Source organism: Caulobacter sp. BE254, from assembly GCF_031457295.1.
Lineage (GTDB): Bacteria > Pseudomonadota > Alphaproteobacteria > Caulobacterales > Caulobacteraceae > Caulobacter.
Genome location: NZ_JAVDWJ010000016.1, coordinates 89,617 through 114,759, shown reverse-complemented (window position 1 = coordinate 114,759; position 25,143 = coordinate 89,617). Strand labels below are relative to the sequence as shown.

Genomic DNA, 25,143 nt, shown 5'->3' with positions numbered 1-25,143 from the left:
TCGGTCTGGCCGCGCCACCAGGCCTGGTCCTGGCCGATCGCCGCGCCCGTGGCCGCGACCACCCCGTCCAGCGGCTGGCTGGCGGCCAGGCCGCCAAGGCTGGAAGAGAGGCCGGAGGCGGCGCCAAAGTCCACGCCCAGCCCGTCGGCGGTCGCCAGACCGCCGCCGCCCGACGCGTCCGGATCGCTGGCCAGGATCTCGGCCCCGGCCTGGGCCAGACCCTGGGCGACCAAATCCCGGCCGGCCTGAACACCATCGTTCCGCGCGTTGCTCAGGGCCTGACCCGAGGAGATCGCCTTCAGGGCGGCCAGGTTCTGCTGGCCGTCCATGCCGCTGGCCTGGCCCGACAGCCAGGCGGCCTGCTGCGAGGCGTCCATCTTCTTCCAGCGCTGGGCGATCTTGGCGTCGACCTTGTCGGTGTCGCTGAAGTCCAGCTGGGCGGCGGCCTTGACCTCGGCATAGGTCGCCCCGAGCTTGTCCAGCAGCCCCTTCTTGGCCTTGATCCGTGCCGCCTTGGCCGCGGTCTTGGGATCATTGACCAGCCGGCCGAGCGTCCCGTCCTCGTCGCGCGCGCCCCACTCGGCCTGGTAGTCGCCGGCGTAGAGGCCCTCCGAGCCCAGCACCCGGCGGGCCAGGGCCACGTCATAGCCCTCGCCGGTGCGGCCGTCGGCCCACACGAAGCTGATGGTGTTCTGAACGAAGCTCTCGCTGGTCAAGTCCGCGCTGTAACCGGTGGCCACGCCGCCCAGATTGATGGCCTTGATCCCGGCTTCTTCCAGGGTCCGCAGCTCCTTCTTGGTCGAGCGGCCGTTCTGGTTGGCGTCGACGAACAGCAGGATCTTGGAAAAGTCCTTGTCGGCCTTGTCCAGCACGCCGTCGCCATTGGTGTCCCAGGTGCGCAGGCCCTCCAGGTCGCTGGTTGAGCCCGGCTTGTCCTGCACGAACGAGATCTCCGACAGTTTGTTGATCGCCCCGTCGCCGTCCCGGTCGACCGCCAGGAAGCCGTCGGTGGGGCCCACCCAAGCCAACTTCGAGACCCCGCCTTGGGCGGTTTTCACAACCACGCTGGAGCCGTCCACCGTCGATAGGTCCAGCCCGTCGCCATCCAGGTCCAGGGCGATCGGGTAGACATTGCTGTAGTTGACGTAGGCGCGAGACGTCCAGGCGATGTCGAGCTTGCCCAAGTCGATCGACGTCCCGCCGGCCTGCACGTACTCCACCGTATTGACGAACGAACTGCCCAGGGGCGTTCCATCCTGATCGGCCTCGAACCACTTCACGCCGCCGCCGACGATCTGGACGCGGTCGGCGACCTGGCTGGCGGTCAGGGCGGCGTTGGTCGTGTCCTTGGCGCCGATATAGAGGTCATCGCCCACCACCTGGTAGATGACGTCATCGGCCGCCACCGTCGAGCCGAACACCAGGGTATCCTCGCCGCCGGCGTCGGTGATGGTGTCCACCCCGTCGCCGCGGTCATAGGCGAACTGGTCGTCGCCGTTGGAGGTGTTGATGACGTCGTCGCCCAGGCCGCCGATGATGACGTTACCCTTCCACTCCAGCTGGCCGGACGCCCGGCCCCAGATCGTGTCGCTACCGTTGAGCCCGATGATCAGATCACCCCAATCACCGCCGAGACCAATGAGCGTATCATTACCATCGGTGACGCCGCTGACCCCGTACTCGACGCTGCCAATGTCCAGTTGGCCGCCACCATTGAAGTCGATAGTCTTGACCCGGGCGTTGGTCAGTTGCGCGAAGTTGCCGCCGACATAGGCCGAGGCATTACCGCCGCGCACCGTCACCTCAAGCTTGCCGCCGGCGCCGCCCAGCGTGCCGATGATCAGGTCCGAAGCCTTGATCCCCTCCCCCAGCGACAGGACGTTCCAGCCGCCGTTGTCCTCGACGATGGTGTCGGCGCCGTCGCCGAGATTGAGGACATAGGTGTCGGTCCCCGCTCCGCCCGAAAGAGAGTCATTGCCCGCCCCGCCGATGAAGGTCTGGTCGCCGTCGCCGGCCGACAGGCTGTCGGCATAGGCCGTGCCCACCACGCCCTCGACGGTGATGTAGGCCTGGCCGGCCGCCAAGCCGCCATAGCCGGAGCCCGTGGTCTGGCCGGTCGGCGTATAGGCCCCCAGGTTCAACGTCACGCCCGCCGTGGCCACCGAATAGTCGACGAAGTCCTTGCCCTCGCCGCCGACATAGACGTCCGCCCCGGTGGTGGCCACCAGCCAGTCGTCGCCAGCGCCGCCGTCCAGCCAGTTGTCGCCGCCGTCATAGCCTTTCAGCTGGTCGGCGAGCTTGGAGCCCTTGACCGCTTCGAAGCCGTAGAAACCGTCGCCGTCGGCGTCGCCGCCGAACGCCTCGCTCGTCGACATGTCGATATAGACGCCTGCGGACGAGCCGGCGTAGCTGATCCAGTCGTAGCCAGCGTCGCCCCACAGTTGGTCTGCGCCCGCGCCACCTTCCAGGATGTCGGCGCCGTCGTGGCCGGCCATGGCGTCGTCGCCGGCACCCCCCTTTAGCAGGTTGTCGGCGCTGTCGCCCTGCACCACGTCGTTGAACGCCGTGCCGGTGACATTTTGGACATTGTAGAATTGATCGCCGTACCAGACGTGCAGATTGGCGTCGCTTGTGGAGCGCACGGCCATATCGACGCCCATGGCCGCGGTGAACCGTTCATAGGAGATGGTGTTGGAGCCGGCGCCGCCGTCGAAGAAGTCGTAGACGCCGCCACCGTCCTGGTTGGCGACATAGACGTCGTCGCCGCCCTCTCCCCAGGCTTGGTCTGTCCCCGCGCCATCGACGATGGTGTCGGCGCCGTCGCCGGCGCGGACAAAACCGCCGCCGGGCGCGTACCAGGGATTGCTCCAATCGAGCACGGTGTCGTCGCCATCGCCGGCCGCGATGTAGTCGTCGCCCGCTCCGCCCCAGATCTGGTCGATCCCGGCGCCGCCGATCAGCGTGTCGTTCTGATCGCCGCCGTCTAGGGTGTCGTTGCCGGCGCCGCCGTCCAGCCAATCCCATCCGGTGCGCCCGTAGAGCGTGTCATTGCCCGCGCCGCCGACGAAAATGTCGTCGCCGCCCTCCCGGGTCTCCCAGCTTGAGGTGTCGACCCACTCGTTGTCCCAGCCGTTGTTCTGATAGTAGCCGCTCTCGACCCACTCCTGATGGTTGTCGTCGAGGGTCACGCCGCCGATCGCCAGGCGCTGGTCGATCAGGTCGTTGCCGGACGTGGCCGCGCTAGGCGCGGCGGCCACGTAACCGACGCTGGCCAGGCTATCGACCGTCACCGATCGCCCATCCTGGCCCGACGAGGGCAGGATCGAAAACAATCCCGCCGCCGCGTCCTGGCCGCGTTGGACATAGACACCGTCTGCCGCGACGGCGACGAGGTCGACAGCGCCGTCGCCGTCGATATCGCCAATCATCCGGGGCTGTGTCGCCTGGGTTCCCCAACCCTGTCCCAAGACAAAGGGTGTCGAGAAGGCCTGGCGCGGCGCGAACGTCCCATCGGCCTGGGCTAACGCGATATGCGCTGCGCTGTTGCCAAAACCGACGATGTCGGCGCGGCCATCGCCGTTCATGTCCTTCAGATAGCGTGGATAGGCAGCGAAGCTGTTCCAGCCCCCGACGCCGGCGGTGTAGCCGTAGTCGTTCAACGCCTTGTAGGCGGCGGCGAACGTGCCGTTGGCCTGGCCCAGGGCGACATAGACGCCGTCATCGCCGAAGCCCACCAGATCGGCGCGGCCGTCGCCATTGACGTCGGCGGCGGTGCAGGGGTTGCGATCTTGGCTGGCCCAACCCGTGGCCGCGCTGAACTGCGAGGTGGCGACGAAGCCACCACCAAACATACCATTGGCCTGGCCCAGGGACACTATGGCGCCGCTCTGGCCAATTCCGATGACATCCGCCCGGCCGTCGCCGTTTACGTCGCCCAGGAATCGGGGATAGGCGTCCTGGTTGCTCCAGCCGCCAGCGACGGCGGTGCTCCCATAACCCGCACTGGCCTTGAACACCGGGCCGAACGTACCATCGACCTGGCCGAGCATCACATAGGCTCCATCGCCGCCGAATCCGACGATGTCGGCGCGGCCATCGCCATTGATGTCTCCAGCCATGCGCGGCGAGGCGTTTTGGCTCGTCCAACCCACGGCCGATGTCAGGTTGGTGCTCGCCGTGACGCCTCCGCCGAACGTTCCGTTGGTCTGGCCTAGTTCCACGACAACCCGGCTATTGCCGATGCCGACCATGTCCTGCCGACCGTCGCCGTTCACATCGGCCAGGAAGCGGGGATAGGCGTCCTGACTGGTCCATCCGCCGGACGCGGCGTCCGTTCCAAAGCCAACATGGGCCTTTGTAGACGCCGCGAACGGCGCCAACGCCGACGCGCCACGGAGGGAGACGACAGCGCCAACGCCGGACGAGGCGATCCTGACATTCTCGAACGCCGTGCCATGCCCGGCCAGGTCGAAGCTGCTCAGGAAGCCTTGCAGGCCGCCGTAGAAGTCGGACGGGGTCCACTTGTCCAGACCCAGTTCGCTGACCCGCTGCAGGGTGATGATCCAGGGATTGGCCAGGGCCTGGTTTTCCAGGGCGCCGATGATCTTGTCGATCGTGGGCTTGTTGGCGTTGTAGGTGGAGAGTTCGCCGGCGGTCAGGGCCGCCGTCCCCTGCGTCTGGGCCTTGTCGATCAGGGCCTTGTTGGCGGCGTAGTAGCTCTGCTCGGCCTCGCTCAGGACGGCGTAGGCGCCGGTGATGAAGCTGTTCACCAGCTCGCGGTTGCTGGCGTAGAAGCGGTAGTCGCTGGCGATCTGCAGGTCGCCGGTCAGCGAGGTCAGGTCGGCGGCCGGCGAGCGGGCGATGGCCCGCTTGGCGAAGATGTCGCCGCCGACGATCTTGGTGTTGCGGATCGCCGCCAGACTGCCGAACTCCACGGCCTGGTCGGCCGAGGCGAAGTAGCGCTTTAGGCCGTTGATCGTGGCGTAGATTTCGTTCTGGCCGGTGGCCTGGTTCTTGTCGTGGCCATAGGCCTGGGTGGTGCTGGCCCCGTTGAGGTTGGACACATAGGCCGTGGTGTTGGTGTAGGCGACCATGGCGATCAGGCCGTTGAGCGTGTCGCGCGCCGTGGTGGCCATCGAGGTGACCAGCTCGCGGTTGCCGTTGTTGGTCACCGTCACCGCGCCCAGCTCGTAGCGGGCGTAGGGGATCTGCAGCTCGGTATAGGCGCTGGCGGTCGGGACCTTGGGCTTCTTCCTGCCGAACAGGTTGCCGATCAGCGCGCCCAGCACGAAGCCGACGAATGATCCGATACCTGGCGCGAAGGCGTTCAACACCATCCCGGCGGCGTTGCCGATGAGCTTGCTGGCGACGAACGAGCCCACGGCCGAGCCGATCGAGGACAGCGCCACGCCGGCTTGGGTCTGCGGGCTAACGACGAGCGCGCCGAGTTTCGCACCGAGGAACGAACCGACGGCGTTGGCCAGCCCGCCTCCGGACGAGCTTGGCGTTTGACCGCCGGTGACCTTGGTGAGGAATCCGCTCCAGATGTTGGTATTATTGAGCAGATTATTGATCGCTTGGGTCGTGACATGCGCGCCGACCGTCGTGAACAGCTCGGCGCCGAAACCCTTCAGGCCGAGCGCCTCGCCGAGTTCCATCGAGAGCCAGGTGCTGACAGAGCCGATCGCGGCTTGGCCGGCGCGAACGGCGATCTGCTCGCCAAACGCAGCCAAGCCTTGACTCGTGGCTATAGGCATAAAGGATTCAGTTAAATTTCCGGCCTCGATAGCTTCGCCGAGACGCTCCCCGATTTCGCCGAGAACCGATGAATAGACGACGCCTTTTATGGCGTCATCGCCGGCCAAAAACTGGCCTAGCGTCGATCCAACGACGCCTCCTATATCTGGGTATAAGGCCTTCCAATCGAGTTGGGGGCCCTCGGGGCCGGCCATTTCGGGCAGGCCGATATCGCTTTGTGGCAGGCCTGAAGCGGGGCTTCCTTTTCTGTCAGAATAGTAGGCTTCCCACCATTCTTGGACGGTCGCGTTATTCTTATCTATTAGTTTTCCATTTTTTGCTCTAACCTTGAATCCGGAAAGGAAAAGATCCTGAGCAACCGAATAAAATATGCCGCCTTGCCCATCATGAGGTCGATTGTAATTATAATGCGCTGGCTCATGATCAGCGGTATCGAAAAACGCCGAATTTGCCTTTTCTCCTGGACCTAAATAGTTATCTACCATGTCGTGGACGTCGAATACCATTATATAATCATAGGATTCATTGGGTGTTAAAGAGCCGCGGCCGCGAGCGTCCAGCAAGACATTGCCACTCCCGTCGCGAGCTACAATCGAATATCCATAATATCGATTTGTCGTATCCGGGACGTAGCGATTCGTATTGCTCGACGCATATACGTCCATTTCGCGTCCGGGTAGATCGTATTCAAATACCGCTGCCACTCTGGCACCGGAATTCTTCAAATCCTTTAGCCACGAATAGCTATTCACATATGTAGACGGGTTCTTCGAGACAAAATTTTCATAAAACAATTTTAATCTATTCACATCGGCGCTTCTGCCAACGTAGGTTATTTTCGGTAAAACCGAGGTTGACCCGCGCGTGACCGTTACTCTTCCGCCAGGGACCGTCTGGTTGACGAGATATTGTGGTATATTTGGCATTACAATTTCCCCTCCACCATGGATGGGGCTGGGTATTCTGGGCATCCATCAGGGATGACTTTAAGATTTAAATTGCGACAAGCCCTTTTTATTCCAGCTCTAGCTGCTACCGTCATGTGTTGATCGGCTTCTCGATGAAATTTCTTTCCTCTTTTGGAGTAAAGGATCTCACCCAGCCACATATGAGCTATCGCCAACCCATGTCGATCGATGCCAAGGCGCTGAGCCGCTTTTCCCTCGCTCTCGTCAGGCCTAATCGCGACACGAAGAAATTTTTCAACCTCATGTTCCCGACCATTTTGCCGAGCGCGCATTGCCATTATAAAGCTCGCAATTCGATCCCCATGATTTGACCATTTCTCTATAGTTAAATAGTTTCCGTCAAAACGATCTACAATGTATCCTATACCGTCAGTTTCCATAATGTTATTCAATATGAAATATTCATATTTAGGGTTGTAAATATATCGATCATTTACGTAATTTAGAAAATGGTCCTCTGGTGACTCAAGGCGCTGACTGATGCAGGTGGAGTGTTCGGCGGCCAAAGTCTGATCGGCTGCACAAATTGATATTATCACAGCTCTCTCCCCGCCTCGGAAACCGCCTTCGCCACCGGCGACCACACAAACTCGATCACCCGCCGTTTCCCCGTCACGATCTCGACCGAAGCGCTCATGCCAGCCGACAGCAAAGCTTGGCGGACGTCAACCGTAAGATGCGCTTGCGACAGCTTCACACGCACGGGAAAGACGAGCCCGCGCTTGAAGGTCTCAGCTTTGCCGAACTCAAGACCGGGGGGAGCCTGGTTGGAGGATATGGCTGGTAGCATCGTCCCGCCCATGGAGAGCGTCAGACCGCTGCATCAAGTTACCTCGGATAACTCCAACCGCGAGAGACCGTCGCCGAAAACCTCGGCGGCTAGGGCACGAAGATGATCGTGGTGGGTGAAGAATAGCACCTGGGTCGAGCGTGAAAGCTCACCCAGGACCTGGAGGCCAGCGCGTGCGCGGTCATCGTCAAACGTCATGAAGAGGTCGTCGGCCAGGAACGGCCCCCTGACCCCGGCCCTGTGGCTCTGCTCCACGGCGGCGAGCCGCAGCGCCAGGAAAAGCTGGTCCTGCGTCCCTTCGCTCATCAGCGAAACCGGAACAACGGTCTCGGCATCGGCCTTCAACCCCAGCAGCCGCGGTCGATCGGCCTCGTGGTCGGCGCGCAGTTCGCTATAGCCGCCACGGGTCAGCGCCTGGAAGAGCGTGCTGGCGCGCGCCAGCAGAGGGTTGCGCCGCTGGGCCGCCTGCCAGCGGACGGCATGATCCAGGAGCACGCGCTGAATCCGCTTGAGGATGTAAACCTCGGCCAATGCCTCCATCTCCGCGCGGGCGTGCTCTACCTCGGCCGCGGCGTCGGCCGCGGCGGGACCGGCATCCAACTGTTGGAAACGAAGATCGGCTTCAGCTCGCGCCTTGCCCAGCGCCCCGGCCTCCGTCGCCGCACCCTCAGCGGCGTGCGCTAGTTCCGCGGCGCGGGCCGCGAGCCCTTCGGCGGTTTCGCCGGCGCAAGATGCTTCTAGTTCGGCTAAGGGGCGACCATCGCCGTGTTCCGCGATTTCCCGTTCCAGGTCACCGAGTTGCGCCTCGCGCTCGCGCCGGCCACGGGCCGCGTCCAAGGCGCCGGCGAGGGCGACATGCTCCGACAGGCCGGTCAGCGCCTTGACGTCGAACAGCGCCGCCTCGGCCGCGGCGAGTCGTGCCTGAGCCTCATCGATTTCGTCATGCCGAGCCGCCTCTTCCTCTTTCAAGGCGAGATGACGCGCCTGGATCGCCTGGGCGATTTCCAGCCGGGCCTTGGCCTTTCGCACTTGCTCGATCGCATCGGTTTCATCGGTCATCTGAAGCGCCGAGCTGACCGCCGCCGCCTCGGCTTGGAAGGCGTCGGCGTCGTTCGCCATGGTGTCGATGCGCCGTTTCAGGCCCCGCGCCTGGTCGAGTTCTCCGCGCAGAGTCTCGAACACGCCAAGCCGGGTCTCGGCGGCCTCGGGAGAGAGGGCGAGCCCAGCCTCCGAGAGCGCCGCGTCCCAGGCGGTCGACCAGGCCGTCAGTTCCCGCTTCGCCCGATCGCAGGCGGCGTCGGCCACTTCGTGGCGCTGTTCGGCCGCTTGACGTTCCCGCTCTGCGTCCAGGATGGCGCGGGCTTGCCCCTCCAGGCTCGTCAGCCGTCCTTCCGCCAGGGCTAAAAGTGGGGCAAGCGCCTCTTCCGCGGGCGCCGGCGACCCAAGGACTCCGGCCAGGGCCTTGCCGATCGAAATGCGTTGAACGGTCAGGCTGCGGACGGCGGCGTCCGCCGCTTCACATTCATCGCGTCGCTCAAGCGCCCGCGCGCGCCGGCCAAGCCACGCTCGCAGATCCTCCGGCGCCAACAGGGGCAAGTTCCCACCGCCAAGTTCGTCGCGCCAAGCGGCCATGCGTTCGACGCCTTCGGCGGTCGCAGCCGTGACGCGAGCCTGAGCCTGAACATGCCTCAAACGCTGTTCCGTCATCTCCAGCTCGGCCTGGGCGAGACGCGCCGAGGCGTCGGCCGCTGCGAAGCGGCGATCGGCAAGGTCGTCGGCTGAAGCGATCACCGCTTCCAACTGATCAAGCACCTGGGCCGGGTTCGCGATCGGCGCGTCGCCCTTCAGATGGCCGCCGAGGGCGGCGACCACCTCATCACGCGCTTTACGGGCGTGGTCCAGACGTTCAAGGGAGATCGCCGCGCCACCGGCGCTTAGCGCGGCAAGCCGGGCCTCCGCGAGAGCGAGCGCCTCAGCGCGTTCGCCCGCGAGACGACGGGCGTCAGCCACATCGCGATCGGCCTGATCGAGCTCGAACTTCGCCTTGTCTAGAAGCGCGTCAGACGGGGGCGCCAGTCGCGCGAGAGCGTTGATGTCGCCCGACCAGGGCGCAAGCGCGGCGAGCGCTTCCGAAAGCCGGGTTTGCGCCCGAGCCTGCGTCGCGGCCCGCTCGGCCGCCTGCCCATCCAGGTCTCCCGCGCGCCGCGCCGACACGACCGCGGACTGCAGCGCATCCAGGCTCTCGGGAGCCTGCAAGGCCGCGCGCGCGGCGATCGCCCGATCCAGATCGCTGCGTGCGGCTTTCGCCGTCATGACCGCCGTTTCCTGGACGGCGAGGAGTTGGACTCTTCGGCTGGCAAGCTCGCGCAATCGCGTGATCTCGGCTTCGGTTGGAAGGGCGACCTCCAGGCGCTCGTCAATCACCAAGCCCAGCCGCCGGGCCGCCGCCTCGGCCGCCGTACGACGCACCTGTAGTTCCCGAACTCGGCGCGGCGTCTGCTCGCGCCGATCGGCCTCGGCCCCGACCATCTGCACCAGGGCGTCAATCCGTGCGGCGAAGGCGAGGGTCTCGGTGTCGGCCGGCTCAGCCTCCAATCGGCGCGAAACGGCGGTCAGCAAAGCGCGCGCCGCATCACGCGCCTGGGTCTGGGCGCTGACAGTCCGCAATGCCTCCCGTGCAGCGGCTTCGACAGCTTCAGGTACGGCGGTGCTCGTATCGCTGTTCAATTCCCCCAGGAGGGTGGACCGCCGCGCAAGCGGCGTCAGCACCCGTCGTAGGCGCTCCACCGCGGCCAGACCGGCGACAGCCTCGCTACGCGCCGCTTCCGCCGCGTGATGGTCGGTGCGCAGCTGCTCGCACGCATCCCGCGCCTTGACCCATTCCGCGGGTTTCACAGCGGCGTCACGAAGCGCGCCCCGCGCCTCCGTCGCCGTCCGCTCAGCGCGCGTGAAGGACCGCTTGTCGGAACGCCGGGGACCCCAAATCTCGTCGAGTTCGCCGTCGAGCCCCGCCAGCACGGATCGCACCCCGGTCAGGCCGGAACCGGCGGCGAAGAGCATCTGGCCCAGGTCGTCCTTGCTCTCGGCCATGGCTTGCCCGCCGCGGCGCAGGCGGGTGTGGTCGAGGCTGGAGGCCACCAGGAAGGCATCTCTGCCTTGCCCATGCAGCATCGCGAACAGCGCCCCCTCGTCCAGCGGCTGGTCAGCCAGATCAATCAGGGTCCCTTGCCGGCCGCGGCGGCGGCGGCAGGTAAGGCGCTGATCGCCCTCTTCGAGCACGGCGCCCACGCGAAGCAAGCCCGCAGCGAACCGATAGTCCTGGGCGACCGCGTGCTCGAACCCGAATAGGAGGTCCGAAATCGCTGCCAAGGTCGTGGACTTGCCGGCCTCGTTCGGGCCGTAGATCAGATGGAAATCGCGCTCGGCGGCGGGAAACGAAAGCTTATGGTCCTCGAACCGTCCATAGCGCTCGAGATGAAGCTCGGAGAGACGCATCAGGCGCCCCCACGCGCGAGGCGTTCGCGCAAGGCGGTGGAAGCCATCGTCAGGAGTTCAGACCAACGCTCTGCGCGGGCGGCGGCTTGCAGGCCATCGGGCTCGCAAGCGTCCGCGGGGACAGCGTCCAGAAAAGGTTTCAGGTCCGAAGCCAGCCCATTCACCAGCGCAGGGTCCTCCATGGCTTCGTCCAGAAGGGCCGCGATCTCTTCTTCCGCTCCGGCTGTCGCCCCTTGGATGGGGACCCGTGTCTCAAGGATCACCTTCTCGATCCAGAGGTCTTCCGATGCCTGGGCTATGGAGCGGATCTCCTCTCGCAGCAGGGCTCGGCGGTCGGATAGCGCCGGCGCTGTGACGGTGTCGCCGATGAGGATCACCCGCGCCACGGCCGCACCATCGCCGGCGATCTCGCGGCGCGCGTTCGCAAGGGCTTCGCGGACGCGCCCATGCACCTCGTCAAGTGTCGAGGCGCCGCTGCAATCCACGCTCACGCGCATCCATCTCAGGACATCAAGATTGAGAGATCGGACGGCCGCCACGTGCCCGTCGGTCACCTCGACCAAGGTCGCGCCCTTCGCCCCCGTTTCCCGCGCATGCCGACCTTGCAGATTGCCGGGAAACACGATCCACGGATCGTCGCAGAGCACCTGGCGCTCATGCACGTGCCCGAGCGCCCAATAGTCGTAGCCCTTGGCTGAAAGGCCCTGAACCGTGCAGGGCGCGTAAGTCTCATGCTGCGCATATCCGCCGAGCGCGGTGTGCAGCACCCCGATGTTGAAGCGGCCAGGCAGGAACGGCGGATAGGATCCCGTCAGATCCTCTCGCACCTGAACCGTGGGGAAACTCTGACCGTGCAGCGCCACGCCAAGCTCCGGCCAATCAAAGGTCTCGGGTGTCCGACTTCCGAAGACCTTCACCGTCTCTGGCAGGGGCAGGCTCTTGGTCACCGCAGAATCGGCATCATGGTTGCCCTTCAGGATAAAGACGCGCACGCCGGCCTCAGCCAAGCGCCCCATGGCCCGGGCGAAATAAAGCCCTGTCGACATATCGCGCCAATCCCCGTCGAAGAGGTCGCCGGCGATAACCAGGAAGTCGACCTGCTCTGAGAGCGCCGCCTGAACGAGATTATCGAAGGCGTCCCGCGTCGCGCGACGCAGGCGTTCGGCCGGCAGGCCTTCGTAGACCGAGAGGCCACGCAACGGACTATCCAGATGGATATCAGCCGCGTGCAGAAACCGGAAAGTCGACATGTGCCAAGACCTCAAGCTACCGAAGCACAACCTGAAACCGCGATCCTGACAACACCGGCCCAAACGCGCAGTCGGCGACCTCGGGCGGTTCGCCAGCCATCCGCGTCAAAGGTGATGTGTCCAGTGCTGCTCGGAGACGATAGCGATCGATCTTCCCTCATCGCGCCATTCGCTGGCCTGCAGTATTTTGTTGCCGAAGGTCGAATGTTTCCAGGACTCGGTGGCATAGGCGCCGATTACAAGCACCTCGGTCTTGCGGCTCAGCCCGCCGCAGACGCCGCCACGTTCCGCTACAGCGCTTTCACAATGCTTTCGCTGGCCATAGATGAACGTTCCCGTGAAGCAATATGTCCTGCCCGCAAATGAGAGCGTGGGGGCCGGATCGCAAAGCGGCAACGTCGACGACTTCAGAACCTCTCCCAGCTCGAAATCGCGGCTGGAAAAGCTGTTCAGGGTCTCCAACAGGCTTGCCTTCTCCTCCGCATCCAGAACGCCGTCTTCCAGGATCTCATTGATCCGCCGGTAGAGCGTGCGGATGAGCGGCTGCTGGCTGACGGCGACGTTAACGGCCAGCCATTTCTGCAGAAACTCGACCTCGGCCTGGTTGATGTCGCCGTCGGCCGCCACGCCGCGCGCCAGGCCGACCAACTCGTCGATCTGCCTGGACGTTATCCTGTCGCCGCCGAGATGATTGAGCAGATCATCATCCATCACAGTTTCCCCCTTTTGATCCCGAATGTTCATGGCGTGAAATGATCCCGCACATAGGCGGCGACCTGGCCCAGCGGAATTTCCGGCGACGACGCGCCGGCGCGGACAATCAAGCGCTCGGTGGCGGGGGAGTTGCCTTCCGACAAGGCCAGATAGACCGGCGTGCGGGAACGTTTAACGTCGACCCGGCAGACAAGCTTGTCGCCCAGAATCGGATAGCTGACCGACACGCATCCCGCCCTGAAGCTCTCGGAAAAACGGTCCTTGATGAGGTTCGTCAGATGCAGTTCGAAACGATCACGGATACCGCCGAGGCTGCTCAGATCCGGTTCGAGACCCTGCACGGCGCCATCATCCCGTACGCCAATCAGCAGAGTTCCGCCCCGATGGTTGCTGAAGGCGGCGATCGCCTTCATCGCCCCATCCTCCAGCTTCTTGTTCACCAGCCCCAGCCGCAAATCCCAGCGCAACGTCTCCTTGAACTCCAGCCGCTCACCTTCGCCCTCGGCGATCAGCATGTCCAAGACCGGTCTTTCGGGCTCCTTTTGCGGACGAGGCGCATTGGGACCGGCCTCGATCAACAGGTCCCGACGAGCCAGGACGCCCCGCTCAAGAGCGCTTTCAAGCACGCCGCCCAACACGTCGCGGAGCTGAGCGCTGGTGGCCTTGAAGCCGAACGCTCGCGCCACGGCCTGTACGGCCTGATCCTCGGTGGCGCCGAAGTTTCGAGACACCACGTCGATCAACGCCGTCTCGATCTCGATGGGCGGCAGCATATCGGGTCTGCGCAAGGTGGGCGACGTCGCCTCGCTACGATCGCGCACGACCACGTCAGCGCCTGGGGCGGAGAAGAACTCTCCTTCTGAAACGATCCGTCCTTGTCGGGCCGAAGTCTCGACCGCGCGGCGAACCGCGTCGCGAATCCGGCCGCCCGCACGACCGGCCCCCCAGGCGGTGCGAATCCGAACGACGATCTCGTCGAAGTGGATCGGTCCCTCGTCTTGAACGACGGCCTCGGCCAACTGGGACAGCACCCCGGTTGGCGTCTCATGGATGTCGGCGACGATGTGGGACGGCCGCGTCACGAGGGCTTCCGCATAGGGTCGCGACAGCGCGATGTCGGCTTCGGCAACGCCCGCCAGCCCCATTTCCGTGACGTCTTCGCGCTCGACGGAGACGATCTCATAGGGCGTCAGGCGCGCGGCGGCAACACCGTCCCGTATCAGCTCTACCTTGGCGGCCTCTATCGCGGCGATGGTGCGCTCAAGCTGTTCCTGGGGGCGTTTGAACCAGTCACCGCTCCAGATGCGATGAACGATCCAGCCCTGATTTTCCAGGACGCTGCGGCGCAGACGGTCGCGATCGCGGGCCGAGCGCGCGCTTCGATAGGAGGCTCCATCGCATTCGATGGCCAGCAGATAGCGATCCGGATGATCGGGCGAGGCGACTGCAATATCGACAAACAGGCCGGACACCCCCACGTCCTGATGCACCTGGTAGCCGCGATCATGCAGCGCCTGAGCCACCTGGGCCTCGAACACGGAATGGTGGTCGCGGCCAATGGATTCCGCCAGCGACATGCGCCCTGTTCGGGCGAAATGCATGAACAGTTTCAGCGCGAACACGCCCTTGCGGGTAGAGGCGAAGTCCGGCTCGATATCCTCGTCGGTCAAGGAGGCGAAGACCTCGCATCGACGCTTGGCCCGGCTGATCAGCACGTTGAGCCGGCGCTCGCCTCCCTCCTGCCCCACCGGCCCGAAGCGCATCGGCGGCCCGGCGCCGATCGCGGCGGGGCCGTAGCCGATCGAGATCAGGATCACGTCCCGTTCGTCGCCCTGGACGTTTTCCAGATTTTTGACGAAGAACGGCTCGGTCGGATGAAGCTGGAAGAACGCCTCCTCGGCCGGCGTCAGTTGGCGGCGCAGGAGCTCCAGTTGCTCCATGATCGCCTTGCGCTGGGCCACGGAGAACGCGACCACGCCTAGAGACAACTCGGGCGTGGTCCTGGCATGGTGGATGATGGCGCGGGCGACGGCTTTCGCCTCCGTCGGATTGGTGCGCGTTGCGCCGGTCTCGAACACCCCGTCCTTGATGTGGTGAAAACGCAGACCCAGTCCTGACTGCGCCGTGTAGGGGCTGGGCACGATCACCAGCTTGTTCTCGTAGAACTGTCGGTTGGAAATTGCGATCAGCGACTCGTGCCGACTCCGGTAGTGCCAGCGCAGCATGCGCATCGGCAGGCCGCGCGCCGTGAAGAGGCCCAGGATGCTCTCGATGTCGGCGACCTTGGCGGCGCCGTCATCGTCATCACTGTCGGTCTGGCCCGTCATCTTCGAGAAGAAGGCCGTCGGCGGCAGTTGCTGTGGATCCCCGACCACCACTACCTGCCGACAGCGCGCGATGGCGCCTAGGGCGTCCACCGGCTGGATCTGGCTGGCTTCGTCCATCACCAGGAGGTCGAAGGTGAGTTCTCCCGCCGGCAGGAACTGGGCTACGGACAGCGGGCTCATCATGAACACCGGCTTCAACGCCTGCACCGCTGGCGCCGCCTTCTGCATAAGCTGACGAATGGGCATGTGGCCGCGACGGCGCGCCATCTCGCCCTTCAGAACGCCGAGCGGCCCCACGGCGCCGCCGACCAGGGGCGGGATCTTGCGATGGTGCGCGCGCGCCACCTGCATGGCGGCGGCGCGGATTCGCTGTTGGTCCAGATCGACGAACTCACGCACGCGGCGCCCATGGATTTCCCCATCGAAGGTGGCGAGTTCCGGTTCGGCCTCGACCTGCTGCTCCAGGACGGCCTCAAAGAAGGCTTGTTCGAAGTCGTCATGCGCCGCGACGGGCGCGAGCCGCCCATCGTGCAGACGGGTCACAACGTCGTTCAGTCCAAGAGCGGTGGCCTCCTTGGCGCGAGCGCGATAATTGACCCAAGAGGTCAGCGCCTCGCCGCCGTCGCGCCATGCCGCCAAGCGAGCGGCCAGAGTCGCGACCGGCGCCGTCGTCAGATGGCCAGCCACCAGCGCCGCTTCCGCGCCAGCCCTCAGATCCACGAGCATCGCCTGGACGTCGACGATCCATTGATCACGAGTGATCAGGGCGCCCCTCCATCGCGCCGCCAGACCCGCTCGGTCGGCGATCCGCGAAGCCAAGGCGCGGATGTCTCCGTTCGTCTCAAGCCAGGTTGCCGCCTCGGACAAGCCGGCCCAATCCGATTGGAGGTCGCGCCATTCCGATCCAAAGGCCGCCCGCCCCTGCGGTCCGCCTGCGATCAAGGCCGCCCCGCGGGCCTGACCTTTTGCCAGATCGTCAAGCGCTTGCCGGCGGACGGCCAGGGAGGGCTCGACCTGGAGGCTTAGCACCGTCACAGCGCGATGTGCGCTGGCCATGGCGGCGCAGGCATCGCCCAAATCCGACAGCTTGGCCACGCTCGGCTCTTCGGCAGAGTCGAAGACCGCCCCGCGGCCGTCTCGCACATCGTCCCAGAGCCGGTTGATCTCGGTCCGGATAGCATCGAGCTCCCGGGTTAGGGCGAGTGTCAGGTCGGCGATCCGCCTCCGGTCCGGGCTGGAGCCCACGATGAGGCGAGGCTCGGCGCCGAGTCCTCGCAGGCTCCGCATCCATTCGACGAGCGCCAGCAGCGGCGCCGAGACGGATCGCTCGCCACGCCAGTCGCCAGCGAAGGCGGACCGTCCAAACTCCGCATCGTCCCGGATGAGCTTCAGCGCGCCCTGCCCTCGACCCAGCGTATCCAGCAGAGTCAATCGACGCGGCAGCGGTGTCTTGGGGTCGGCCAGAAACGAGCGCACGAGGCGGTCCGCCCCGCGCCATTCGCCGCTGAACAGCCGGAGGAAGGAGGCGCCATGGGCGGCAAGCACGCCGCGCGCGGCCGACAGGTCGACGGACCAGGCAGAGTCGCCCAGGGCTGTGCCGATTTCGAGGCGAGACTCTTCGAGAACCTTGACCGCAACGGCGAGGTCGGCCGCCCTTTCAACGCCGTTGTCCCAGAGTTCCTGAGCGAAGGCCGCCGGATCGGCATCTGGCGCCGACGCCACGCGCTCGCCGATCTGGGCCAGGCTCGCCAATCCCTTGATGTCCGTCGGAGGCGCTTCACGACCGAGCGCCTCGGCAAGTCGACGCCCTTGCTCCATGAGCGACGGGACCTGTTCGGCGATCCCTCCCGCGCGGTCGAAGGCTTCGATCGGCGTCGCCGGGTCGAGGCGCGCGAGCTCCGAACGCAACGGCTCCAGGTCGACGGACCAGGCCTCATTCGTGAAGACCGAGGCAAGTTGTGTTCGCAGGGCCGTGTATTCGGCGCCCGCCGTCAGAAGATCGCGCACCGCGTCCGGTGTCGTCCAGATGTCGGCCGCCAAGGCCTCGGCGTCGAGTTGAGGAGCCTCGGCGAGCCGACACGCCAGAACCGCCAGCGGATCGAGTCCGGCAAGCGCTTCGGGTTCGCCCAATTCCAGAACCGCCGCGATCTCGGCGTGGCCATCCCGCATGGCGGCCAGCCGCGAACACAGTGTCGCCAGCCTGTCCTCCAGACGCGCGACGTCCGTGGGCATGGCGCGATCCAACTCGATGCCCCGCCAAAGGTGCTCGCCCGGCGCGCCAAGGTCCAGGACACGCTCGGCCAGTTCACTCAGCAACCGCGAACGCTGATCGAACGCCGCCTTAGTCCAGCCATCCACGCCATCGAGGCGCAGATAACCCGGCTTAACCCCGGCTTGTCGCAGCCGAACCAGTTGGCCAACAATGTCGTAGGGGGTCTGTTGCGAAGTTCCCAACGGTGCGTGAAGCCGTTCGGCGTGGGTGTTCAACTGGTCTCGCGCGTCCGTCAGACGCGCGTTCAGCGCATCCAGGTTTTCGGTCTTTGGCGCGCCGAGTTCCCAGGTCCGGCGAAGTTCCTCCAACACCGCGCGCTTGTTGGCCTTGTTGCTATGCAATTCGAGGCAGGCGTCGCCCACGCCCGTCGAGTCCAGCCGGCGCTTGACGACCTCAAGCGCCGCCATCTTCTCGGCGACGAACAGCACTGTCTTGCCGTCGGCGACCGCCGAAGCGATCACATTGGCGATCGTCTGCGACTTGCCGGTGCCCGGCGGGCCCTGGATAACTAGATCTCGGCCTCGGCGCACCTCCTCCACCGCCAAGGTCTGGGAACTGTCGCTATCGACGATATGGATCATCTCGGATGGCGATATGTTGGCGTCGATCGACTCGTCTTCTGACAACAAGGGCTCGCCCTCAGGGAAGCCGTCGGAAACCAGAGGTCGGATCAGCGGATGGTCAGCCAGCTTCGCACCAGCCGGCCATGTCTGCGGATCCAGGTCGCGATACATCAGGAACTTGGCGAAGGAGAAAAAGCCCAGGACCATGTCGTCTTGTTCGACCGACCAGCCGGCCTTGGACGACACCGCCTCTGCGACCGAGGCGGCATAGGTGGAGGGATCAAAGTCGTCGCTAGCTTCGAACGTCGGCAGCTTCAAGCCATGAACACGCTCCAGATAAGCCTCGAGCGACAGGTTCGCCGCGAAGTCCTCCAATCGCGCCCGCAATTTGAATTTTTCGGCCGCATTGCCGCGTTCCAGTTCGACAGGAACCAGTATGAGCGGCGCGTAGCGAACTGCGGCGGGGTTGTTGGGATCGACCCACTTCAGCGTGCCCAGCGCCAGGAACAGGATGTTGACGCCCTGCTCTTCCTCCAGGGTCCTGGCGTCGTAGTACAGGTCGAGCAGTTTCTTCTGGAGCCCGGCAGGAGTCAGTCGGGTCTGTAAACGCGTATCGGCATGGCGATTGGCGACGCCACGTGCGTCGACGCTGTCATCCTCCGGCTGCGCCAGCTCCGCGATTTCGATCTCGTCTTCATCGACCTCGACCGCCGCTCCCTTGCCAGGCAGGAAGGTGAAGGCCTTTCCCTCGCGAACCAACAGGCGAAAGACTTCCGTCCCACGCTCGTCGATGATTTCAAGCGTCTTCGCGCTCTTCGCGGAACGGGGAATATTGAGCAGACGATTGCGCGCGGAGAGGTCGAGAAGCTCCGTCCGTGCGCGTTCGAGCTTCATATCGAGCGGTAAATCGCTCTCGAAAACCGACCGCGGTTCGCTCGCGTCGGTTGTGATCGTGTCTGTCATTTTCGCCCCCGTTGAGTTCAATCTACGAGGGTCAGGAAGTTCGTCTAGAGATATCTGGTGCGGATCCCCTCCCTGACGCGGCGCCCTACACGACGTTCGCTTGCGTACGAGCCTCTTCATCCCGCCGTAGGCAGACCTTTTCACGGTCCGAAAAGGGTCAATTGTCGGTTGCGGGGCCTGCTCAAAAGCGCAAGGAGCGCTCAGCGCTACACCCCCAAAAACTCGCCTTGATCATGAAAGGCTAGACCATCGGATCGATCGATACAGGCGCTACCTGACGATCGAGATTTGGGCTGCCGAGGCCAGTTCTGGGATTTGCTGGAATGGAGGTGTCGGGTGCTCATCCAGCGCTTATCGGGAGCGATCCGGAAAGCGCTGGAATGCGGGATTCATGATAAGTGATTGTTTTTAAAAGTCCTTGGTGGAGCCGAGGGGAATCGAACCCCTGACCTCCTCATTGCGAACGAGGCGCTCTACCATCTGAGCTACGGCCCCAAGGAAGCGCGGAGATACGTTGGGGCGGCGGCCTCGTCAAGCGCTCGGTTGGCTGTCGTGACGGCGGTCGCTTGCCAGGGCTGTCGCGGCGCGGCAAGAAGCGATGTCACTGGACGGGAAGCTCATGGTCGCCATCCTCAACTTCGTCTTCTTCATCGCCGGCGCGCTGCTGAGCCTGCTGTGGTGGGCGATCATCATCTCGGCCGTGCTGAGCTGGCTGGTGGCCTTCGACATCATCAACCTGCGCAACCGGGCGATCTACCAGATCAGCACCTTCCTCGACCGGGTGACCGGGCCGATCCTGCGGCCGTTCCAGCGGATCATCCCGCCGCTGGGCGGCGTCGACATCAGCCCGATCATCGTGCTGCTGATCATCACCGGCGTGCGGGCCATCCTGTTGCCGGCCCTGCATCAGGCGCTGATCGGCCTAGTCGGCGGCGGCTACTACTAGCGCCCAAATGTCCTCGACGACCCGCCTGGCCGTCCGCCTCACCCCGCGCGGCGGGCGCGAGGCGATCGACGGCTGGGCGGTCGACGGCGACGGCCGGCCCTATCTGAAGGTGCGGGTCGCCGCGCCGCCGGTCGAGGGCGCGGCCAACGCGGCGCTGATCGCCTTCCTGGCCAAGACGCTGGGCGTTCCCAAGTCGTCGGTGACCCTCGCCGCGGGGGCCGGGGCGCGGCTGAAGTTGATCGACATCGCCGGTTGCGACCTGTTGTCGCTGGAGCGCGCCCTGGGACGCCCGCCCGACCGCGCGTCCTGACACGCCCGGGCAAGAGCGCCGGGAAATCCCAGCCTAGCCTTGACCGAGGCGCAAAAATCCCCGGATGCGACGCGAAATCAGCGCGAATTGCGGCATTTCGGACCGAAAGGGCGTCAGCGAACCCCGGTTTTTCACTCCCTCTTAGCGACGATGTTTCATGCTATGGGCTCTGCAACGCGTGGCGGGGGCCGCGGGGCACGGGGGGCTGTGTGAGCGACGAACGGCATTGGTCGGGAGAGATGAGCGCGGCGCGCGCGCGGCGCGGCAACCTCTATCTGCGCGTCGTCGCCACGGTGATGATCGCGTTCATCCTGCACGTCTTCATGAACGCCGGCTGGGCCTGGCTGTGGGTGGGGACCTATGCGGCGGCCCAGCTGGTCGAGCTGGTCCTGATCCGCCGGCTGCTGCGCCAGCCCCATCCCGGCCGCGTCCTGCGGTTCGCCGTGGCCGCCATGCCGGCGATCACCTCGATCATCTTCGGCTTCCTGTCGCTGCCGCTGTTCGCCTCGAGCGTGCGCTTCGCCCCGACCCTGGGCGGGCTGCTGCTGGCCGGGGCCCTGCTGAACGTCATCGTCGTCAACGCCAGCCTGAGGTCGGCGACGATCTCGGCCGCGACGCCGCACGTGGTCTATCTGCTGGCCGCGCCGTTCGTGGCCCGGGCGGCCAATCCTCAGGCGCCCCTGGCCAACGCCCTGTGGTTCGGGGTGCTGCTGCTGATCGTCTCGGTGTTCGTGGCCGCCCGCACCCTGGAGCGGGCCCTGCGCGCCGAGGCCGCCGCCAAGGAGGAGGCCGAGCGCCGCCGCCACGAGGCCGAGGAGGCCGTCGCCGCCAAGTCGGCCTTCGTGGCCATGATCAGCCACGAGCTGCGCACGCCGATCAGCGCGATCCTGGCCGGGGCCGCCCGCCTGCACGGCGACGCGCCCGACGCCGTCTCCAGGACCCACGCCCAGCTGATCGGCGACGCCGGCGCGATGATGCGCACGCTGCTCAACGACCTGCTGGACCTGTCGCGCCTGGACGCCGGGCGGATGGCGGTCGAGCAGGCGCCGTTCGACCTGCGCCAGGCCATGGCCGACACCCTGCGCCTGTGGCGGCCGGACGCCCAGAAGAAGGGCCTGCGCCTGCGGGTCGAGGGCGCGGCCCGCCTGCCGCGCTGGGTGGCCGGCGACTCGCTGCGGCTGCGCCAGGTGCTCAACAACCTGCTGTCCAACGCCATCAAGTTCACGGGGCGCGGCGCGGTCACCGTGCGGCTGGCCGCGCGCGAGGCCGGCGACCACCTGGTGTTCGAGGCCGTCGTCGCCGACACCGGCCGGGGCCTGACCGACGAGCAGGTGGCGCGGCTGTTCACCCCGTTCGACCAGCTGGCGTCCAACGTGGCGCGCGAGCATGGCGGCTCGGGCCTAGGCCTGGTGATCAGCCGCGAGCTGGCCCGGCTGATGGGCGGCGACCTGACGGTGACCAGTAAGCCCGGCAAGGGCTCGCGCTTCCGGCTCGAGGTCCGGCTCGAGGCCGCCCAGGCGCCGGACGCCAGGGCCGGCGGCGCCATGATCGACGGCGCGCGGGTGCTGGTGGTCGACGACCACATGGTCAACCGCCGGGCCCTGGAGCTGGTGCTGCAGTCGTTCGGCATCCAGCCGACCCTGGCCGAGTCCGGCGAGCGGGCCCTGGAGCTGCTGTCGTCCGAGGTGTTCGACGTCATGCTGATGGACGTCTACATGCCCGGCATGGACGGCCGCGACGCCACGCGCCAGCTGCGTGCGACCGAGGGGCCCAACCGCCACATCCCGGTGATCGCCGTCACCGCCTCGGCCACCGCCAAGGATTGGGACGCTTGCCGCGTGGCCGGCATGGACGCCCACGTCGCCAAGCCGATCGACCCCAGCCAGCTGCACGCGGCGCTGAGCGAGGTGCTGTCGGCGGGGGCGTCTAGGGCGGCGGCTTAGGGCGGGGAGACTTGCCCCCTACGGACCGCTTCGCGGTCGTCTTCCCCCAAAGGGGGAAGAGCGCTGAAGTTGGCGCCGTGCGGCTCCGCCCCCTATGGGGGCGGACAGACCGCGCAGCCGCCAGGTGGGGGCAAGGGGGACGTTTCGCTGAGCAACCCGCCCAGCCGCTCTTTCAACGCTTCCTGGTCCCTCATCTCGCACTCCCACACCGTCTCCACCCGCCAGCCGGCGGCGGCGAGGTCGGCGCGGTTGCGGGCGTCGCGGGCGACGTTGCGGGCCACCTTGGCCAGCCAGTAGTCGCGGTTGGCCTTGGGCACGCGCGCGCCCCGGGGGCAGTCGTGGCCATGCCAGAAGCAGCCGTGGACGAAGATCGCCAGCCGCCGACCCGGCATCGCCACGTCGGGCGAGCCGGGCAGGTCCTTGCGGTGCAGGCGATAGCGCGCGCCCAGCCCCGTCAGCAGGCGGCGCAGCAGCAACTCGGGCCTGGTGTCCTTGCTCTTGACCCGGGCCATCACGGCCGAGCGCTTGGCGGGGTCGAAGACGTCGCTCATGACGTCCTAACGTCCCCGCCGCTGTGCTGGATCAGAGTCCTCGAACTCAGAGCCCCTCGAACAAGGCCGTCGACAGGTAGCGCTCGGCGAAGCTGGGGATGATCGCCACCACCAGCTTGCCGGCGTACTCGTCGCGCATGGCCAGGTCGAAGGCGGCGGTCAGGGCCGCGCCCGAGCTGATGCCCACCGGCAAGCCCTCGGTCGAGGCCGCCTTGCGGGCCATGGCGAAGCTGTCGTCGTTCGACACCTGGATGATCTCGTCGATCACCCCGCGGTCGAGGATGCCCGGCACGAAGCCGGCCCCGATGCCCTGGATCTTGTGCGGACCGGGCGCGCCGCCCGACAGCACGGCCGAGGCCTCCGGTTCGACCGCCACCATCTTCAGGCCGGGCTTGCGGGCCTTCAGCACCTGACCGACGCCCGAGATGGTGCCGCCGGTGCCGACCCCCGAGACCACGGCGTCCACGGCGCCGGCCGTGTCGTTCCAGATCTCCTCGGCCGTCGAGACGCGGTGGATCAGCGGGTTGGCGGTGTTCTCGAACTGCTGGGGCATCACCGCGCCGGGGGTGGCCTCGATGATCTCCTGGGCGCGGGCCACGGCGCCGCGCATGCCCTTCTCGGCCGGGGTCAGCTCCAGCTTGGCGCCCAGCAGCAGCAGCATCTTGCGGCGCTCGATAGACATGCTCTCGGGCATGACCAGGGTCAGCTTGTAGCCCTTGGCCGCGGCCACGAAGGCCAGGGCGATGCCGGTGTTGCCGCTGGTCGGCTCGACGATCACGCCGCCCGGCTTCAGCAGGCCCTTGGCCTCCAGATATTCGATCATCGCCACGCCGATGCGGTCCTTGACCGAGGCCAGCGGGTTGAAGAACTCCAGCTTGGCCACGACCGTGCCCTTGGGCTTCAGCTCGGCGGTCAGGTTGGGCAGGCGGACCAGCGGCGTGTCGCCGACCGTGTCGAGGATCGAATCGAAGATCTTGCCGCGCCCGGCGCGCTTGAACCGCGCGGCGTCGTAGATCGAGGAGGCGTCGTCCATGGGAAGTCTCGCTTGGTGTGGCGTTTGCAGCCGGGGGCCTGGGGCACCTTAGGCCGTGGGTTTTGACGTGTCAGCGGCTCATTCGGCGGCGAGCGGCGCAGTTTTCCTGAGGGCGAGCGGAGCCAGCAGGCCTTCGGCCAGCCAGCGCACCACCGGGGCGGCCACGCCGTCGCCGATCACGTGCAGGCCGGCGGTGGCGCTGCGGGGCAGGCGGTAGGCCTCTGGCAGGCCCATCAGCCGGGCGCCCTCGCGCGGGCCAAGCAGGCGCGAGCGAACCCGGCCTTGGTCGATGACCAGCAAGGTCTGGCGGGACGAGCCGCCGCGCGGCGTGCGCAGGCAGCCGGCCAGGCCGTCGAACCGCACCTCGGCTCGCTGCTCGCCGCCGCGCATCCGGCGGAACACCGCGCCGACCGCGCGTTCGCCCGAGGCCAGGCGGGCGTCGACCGCGGCGCGGTGGGCGGGGGCCATCAGGTCGAGCAGGGTCTGGGTGGCCTCGTCGGTCCGCCAGCTTGCCTGGTCGTCGGGTTCGAGCAGGGCGGTCAGGTCGGTGTTGCGGGCCGGCGGCGCGTCCAGGCCCCACCAGGTCCACAGACCTTGCAGGTCGGCCGGCAGGCGGGCCTGGGCCTCGCGCACGGCGCGGGTGTGGAACGGGCTGGGGCCGGACAGGCCCTCGACCGGCAGGCGGGTGGCGACCACGAACACCCGGGGCCGCGACTGCGGGACGAAGCGGGCGGCGTCGATCTCCAGGGCGCCGAAGCGATAGCCCTGGTCGGCCAGGGCGCGGCACAGGGCCGTGAAGTCGGCCCCGCCGTGCGAGGTCAGCAGGCCCACGACGTTCTCGACCACCACCGTGTCCGGCGCGCGGCCTTCGCCGGCCAGGGCCTCCATCAGCTTCCAGAAGCCGAAGAAGGCCGAGGAGCGTCCGCCTTGGAGGCCGGCCCGGGCCCCGGCCAGGCTGAAGTCCTGGCAGGGGCTGGAGGCCCAGGCCAGGTCGGCGCGTCCGGGCAGGTCGGCCGGCGCGATCTTCCAGACGTCGCCCTCGTGGAAGTGTCCTTCGCCGTTGGCGGCGCCCGCGTCGGCGAAGTTGGCGCGGTAGGTCGCGGCCTTGACCGGGTCGAAGTCGTTGGCGAAGGCGCAGGTCCAGGCCTCGCCCAGGCCCAGGCGCGCCATCCCGCCGCCGGCGAAGAATTCGTAGAAGGACGGGGAGGCGTTCCGATTCATCGGCGGGGAGTCTAGCGTGAGCCGCCCATCCGAGGATAGC

13 protein-coding genes and 1 tRNA gene are annotated in these 25,143 nt (G+C 66.2%); 3 read left to right on the top strand and 11 right to left on the bottom strand.

The genetic code is table 11. The features are described 5' to 3' along the window. The 8 genes from J2X41_RS22160 to J2X41_RS22125 form a co-directional block, all read right to left on the bottom strand. Positions 1 to 5,732 (bottom strand): FG-GAP-like repeat-containing protein (locus J2X41_RS22160; RefSeq protein ID WP_310086005.1); only part of this gene is annotated, 5,732 nt, incomplete at its 3' end. 950 nt (positions 5,733 to 6,682) lie between these two features. After that, positions 6,683 to 7,231 (bottom strand): hypothetical protein, encoded by a 549-nt coding sequence (locus tag J2X41_RS22155; RefSeq protein WP_310086003.1) that lies wholly within the window; start codon positions 7,229 to 7,231, stop codon positions 6,683 to 6,685. A 29-nt stretch (positions 7,232 to 7,260) separates the two neighbouring features. Further along, the gene (locus tag J2X41_RS22150) at positions 7,261 to 7,527 is read right to left on the bottom strand and encodes a hypothetical protein (protein ID WP_310086000.1); all 267 of its coding nucleotides are present in this window, start codon (positions 7,525 to 7,527) and stop codon (positions 7,261 to 7,263) included. 21 nt (positions 7,528 to 7,548) lie between these two features. Continuing rightward, positions 7,549 to 11,010, bottom strand: a complete 3,462-nt coding sequence (locus J2X41_RS22145) for an AAA family ATPase (RefSeq protein ID WP_310085997.1) — start codon at positions 11,008 to 11,010, stop codon at positions 7,549 to 7,551. After that, complete coding sequence (locus tag J2X41_RS22140; RefSeq protein ID WP_310085996.1) at positions 11,010 to 12,260, bottom strand: DNA repair exonuclease; 1,251 nt, start codon at positions 12,258 to 12,260, stop codon at positions 11,010 to 11,012. Before J2X41_RS22140 ends, J2X41_RS22145 begins: the two co-directional genes overlap by 1 nt. A gap of 105 nt (positions 12,261 to 12,365) precedes the next feature. Then, entirely contained in the window at positions 12,366 to 12,971 is a 606-nt protein-coding gene (locus J2X41_RS22135; RefSeq protein ID WP_310085993.1) for a BRCT domain-containing protein, read from the bottom strand. A 29-nt stretch (positions 12,972 to 13,000) separates the two neighbouring features. Continuing rightward, positions 13,001 to 19,099, bottom strand: a complete 6,099-nt coding sequence (locus J2X41_RS22130; RefSeq protein WP_310085991.1) for a DUF3320 domain-containing protein — start codon at positions 19,097 to 19,099, stop codon at positions 13,001 to 13,003. A gap of 419 nt (positions 19,100 to 19,518) precedes the next feature. Continuing rightward, a tRNA-Ala gene (locus J2X41_RS22125) sits at positions 19,519 to 19,594 on the bottom strand. A gap of 124 nt (positions 19,595 to 19,718) precedes the next feature. On the opposite strand from J2X41_RS22125, the gene J2X41_RS22120 reads away from it, so the two are divergent. From J2X41_RS22120 to J2X41_RS22110, 3 genes are all read left to right on the top strand, one after another. Beyond that, positions 19,719 to 20,045 carry a YggT family protein gene (locus J2X41_RS22120; RefSeq protein WP_310085988.1) on the top strand — a complete coding sequence of 109 codons (327 nt, stop codon included), beginning with the start codon at positions 19,719 to 19,721 and terminating at the stop codon, positions 20,043 to 20,045. A gap of 7 nt (positions 20,046 to 20,052) precedes the next feature. Next, on the top strand, positions 20,053 to 20,355 hold the full coding sequence (locus J2X41_RS22115) for a DUF167 family protein (protein WP_310085984.1): 303 nt from the start codon (positions 20,053 to 20,055) through the stop codon (positions 20,353 to 20,355). A 239-nt stretch (positions 20,356 to 20,594) separates the two neighbouring features. Beyond that, complete coding sequence (locus J2X41_RS22110) at positions 20,595 to 22,298, top strand: ATP-binding protein (RefSeq protein WP_310085982.1); 1,704 nt, start codon at positions 20,595 to 20,597, stop codon at positions 22,296 to 22,298. Positions 22,299 to 22,390: 92 nt separating this feature from the next. Here the strand turns inward: J2X41_RS22110 and J2X41_RS22105 are convergent, their stop codons facing one another. The 3 genes from J2X41_RS22105 to J2X41_RS22095 form a co-directional block, all read right to left on the bottom strand. Next, positions 22,391 to 22,849 (bottom strand): DNA mismatch endonuclease Vsr, encoded by a 459-nt coding sequence (locus J2X41_RS22105; RefSeq protein ID WP_310085979.1) that lies wholly within the window; start codon positions 22,847 to 22,849, stop codon positions 22,391 to 22,393. 46 nt (positions 22,850 to 22,895) lie between these two features. Further along, on the bottom strand, positions 22,896 to 23,882 hold the full coding sequence (cysK, locus tag J2X41_RS22100) for a cysteine synthase A (RefSeq protein ID WP_310085977.1): 987 nt from the start codon (positions 23,880 to 23,882) through the stop codon (positions 22,896 to 22,898). 78 nt (positions 23,883 to 23,960) lie between these two features. Beyond that, positions 23,961 to 25,103, bottom strand: a complete 1,143-nt coding sequence (locus tag J2X41_RS22095) for a DNA cytosine methyltransferase (RefSeq protein ID WP_310085976.1) — start codon at positions 25,101 to 25,103, stop codon at positions 23,961 to 23,963. Positions 25,104 to 25,143 lie beyond the last annotated feature (40 nt).

Excerpts from the sequence above, each read along its gene's own strand:
- J2X41_RS22150 (WP_310086000.1), bottom strand. The coding sequence starts at position 7,527 with ATGGGCGGGACGATGCTACCAGCCATATCCTCCAACCAGGCTCCCCCC.
- J2X41_RS22145 (WP_310085997.1), bottom strand. The coding sequence starts at position 11,010 with ATGCGTCTCTCCGAGCTTCATCTCGAGCGCTATGGACGGTTCGAGGAC.
- J2X41_RS22140 (WP_310085996.1), bottom strand. The coding sequence starts at position 12,260 with ATGTCGACTTTCCGGTTTCTGCACGCGGCTGATATCCATCTGGATAGT.
- J2X41_RS22135 (WP_310085993.1), bottom strand. The coding sequence starts at position 12,971 with ATGGATGATGATCTGCTCAATCATCTCGGCGGCGACAGGATAACGTCC.
- J2X41_RS22130 (WP_310085991.1), bottom strand. The coding sequence starts at position 19,099 with ATGACAGACACGATCACAACCGACGCGAGCGAACCGCGGTCGGTTTTC.
- J2X41_RS22120 (WP_310085988.1), top strand. The coding sequence starts at position 19,719 with ATGGTCGCCATCCTCAACTTCGTCTTCTTCATCGCCGGCGCGCTGCTG.
- J2X41_RS22115 (WP_310085984.1), top strand. The coding sequence starts at position 20,053 with ATGTCCTCGACGACCCGCCTGGCCGTCCGCCTCACCCCGCGCGGCGGG.
- J2X41_RS22110 (WP_310085982.1), top strand. The coding sequence starts at position 20,595 with ATGAGCGCGGCGCGCGCGCGGCGCGGCAACCTCTATCTGCGCGTCGTC.
- J2X41_RS22105 (WP_310085979.1), bottom strand. The coding sequence starts at position 22,849 with ATGAGCGACGTCTTCGACCCCGCCAAGCGCTCGGCCGTGATGGCCCGG.
- cysK (WP_310085977.1), bottom strand. The coding sequence starts at position 23,882 with ATGGACGACGCCTCCTCGATCTACGACGCCGCGCGGTTCAAGCGCGCC.
- J2X41_RS22095 (WP_310085976.1), bottom strand. The coding sequence starts at position 25,103 with ATGAATCGGAACGCCTCCCCGTCCTTCTACGAATTCTTCGCCGGCGGC.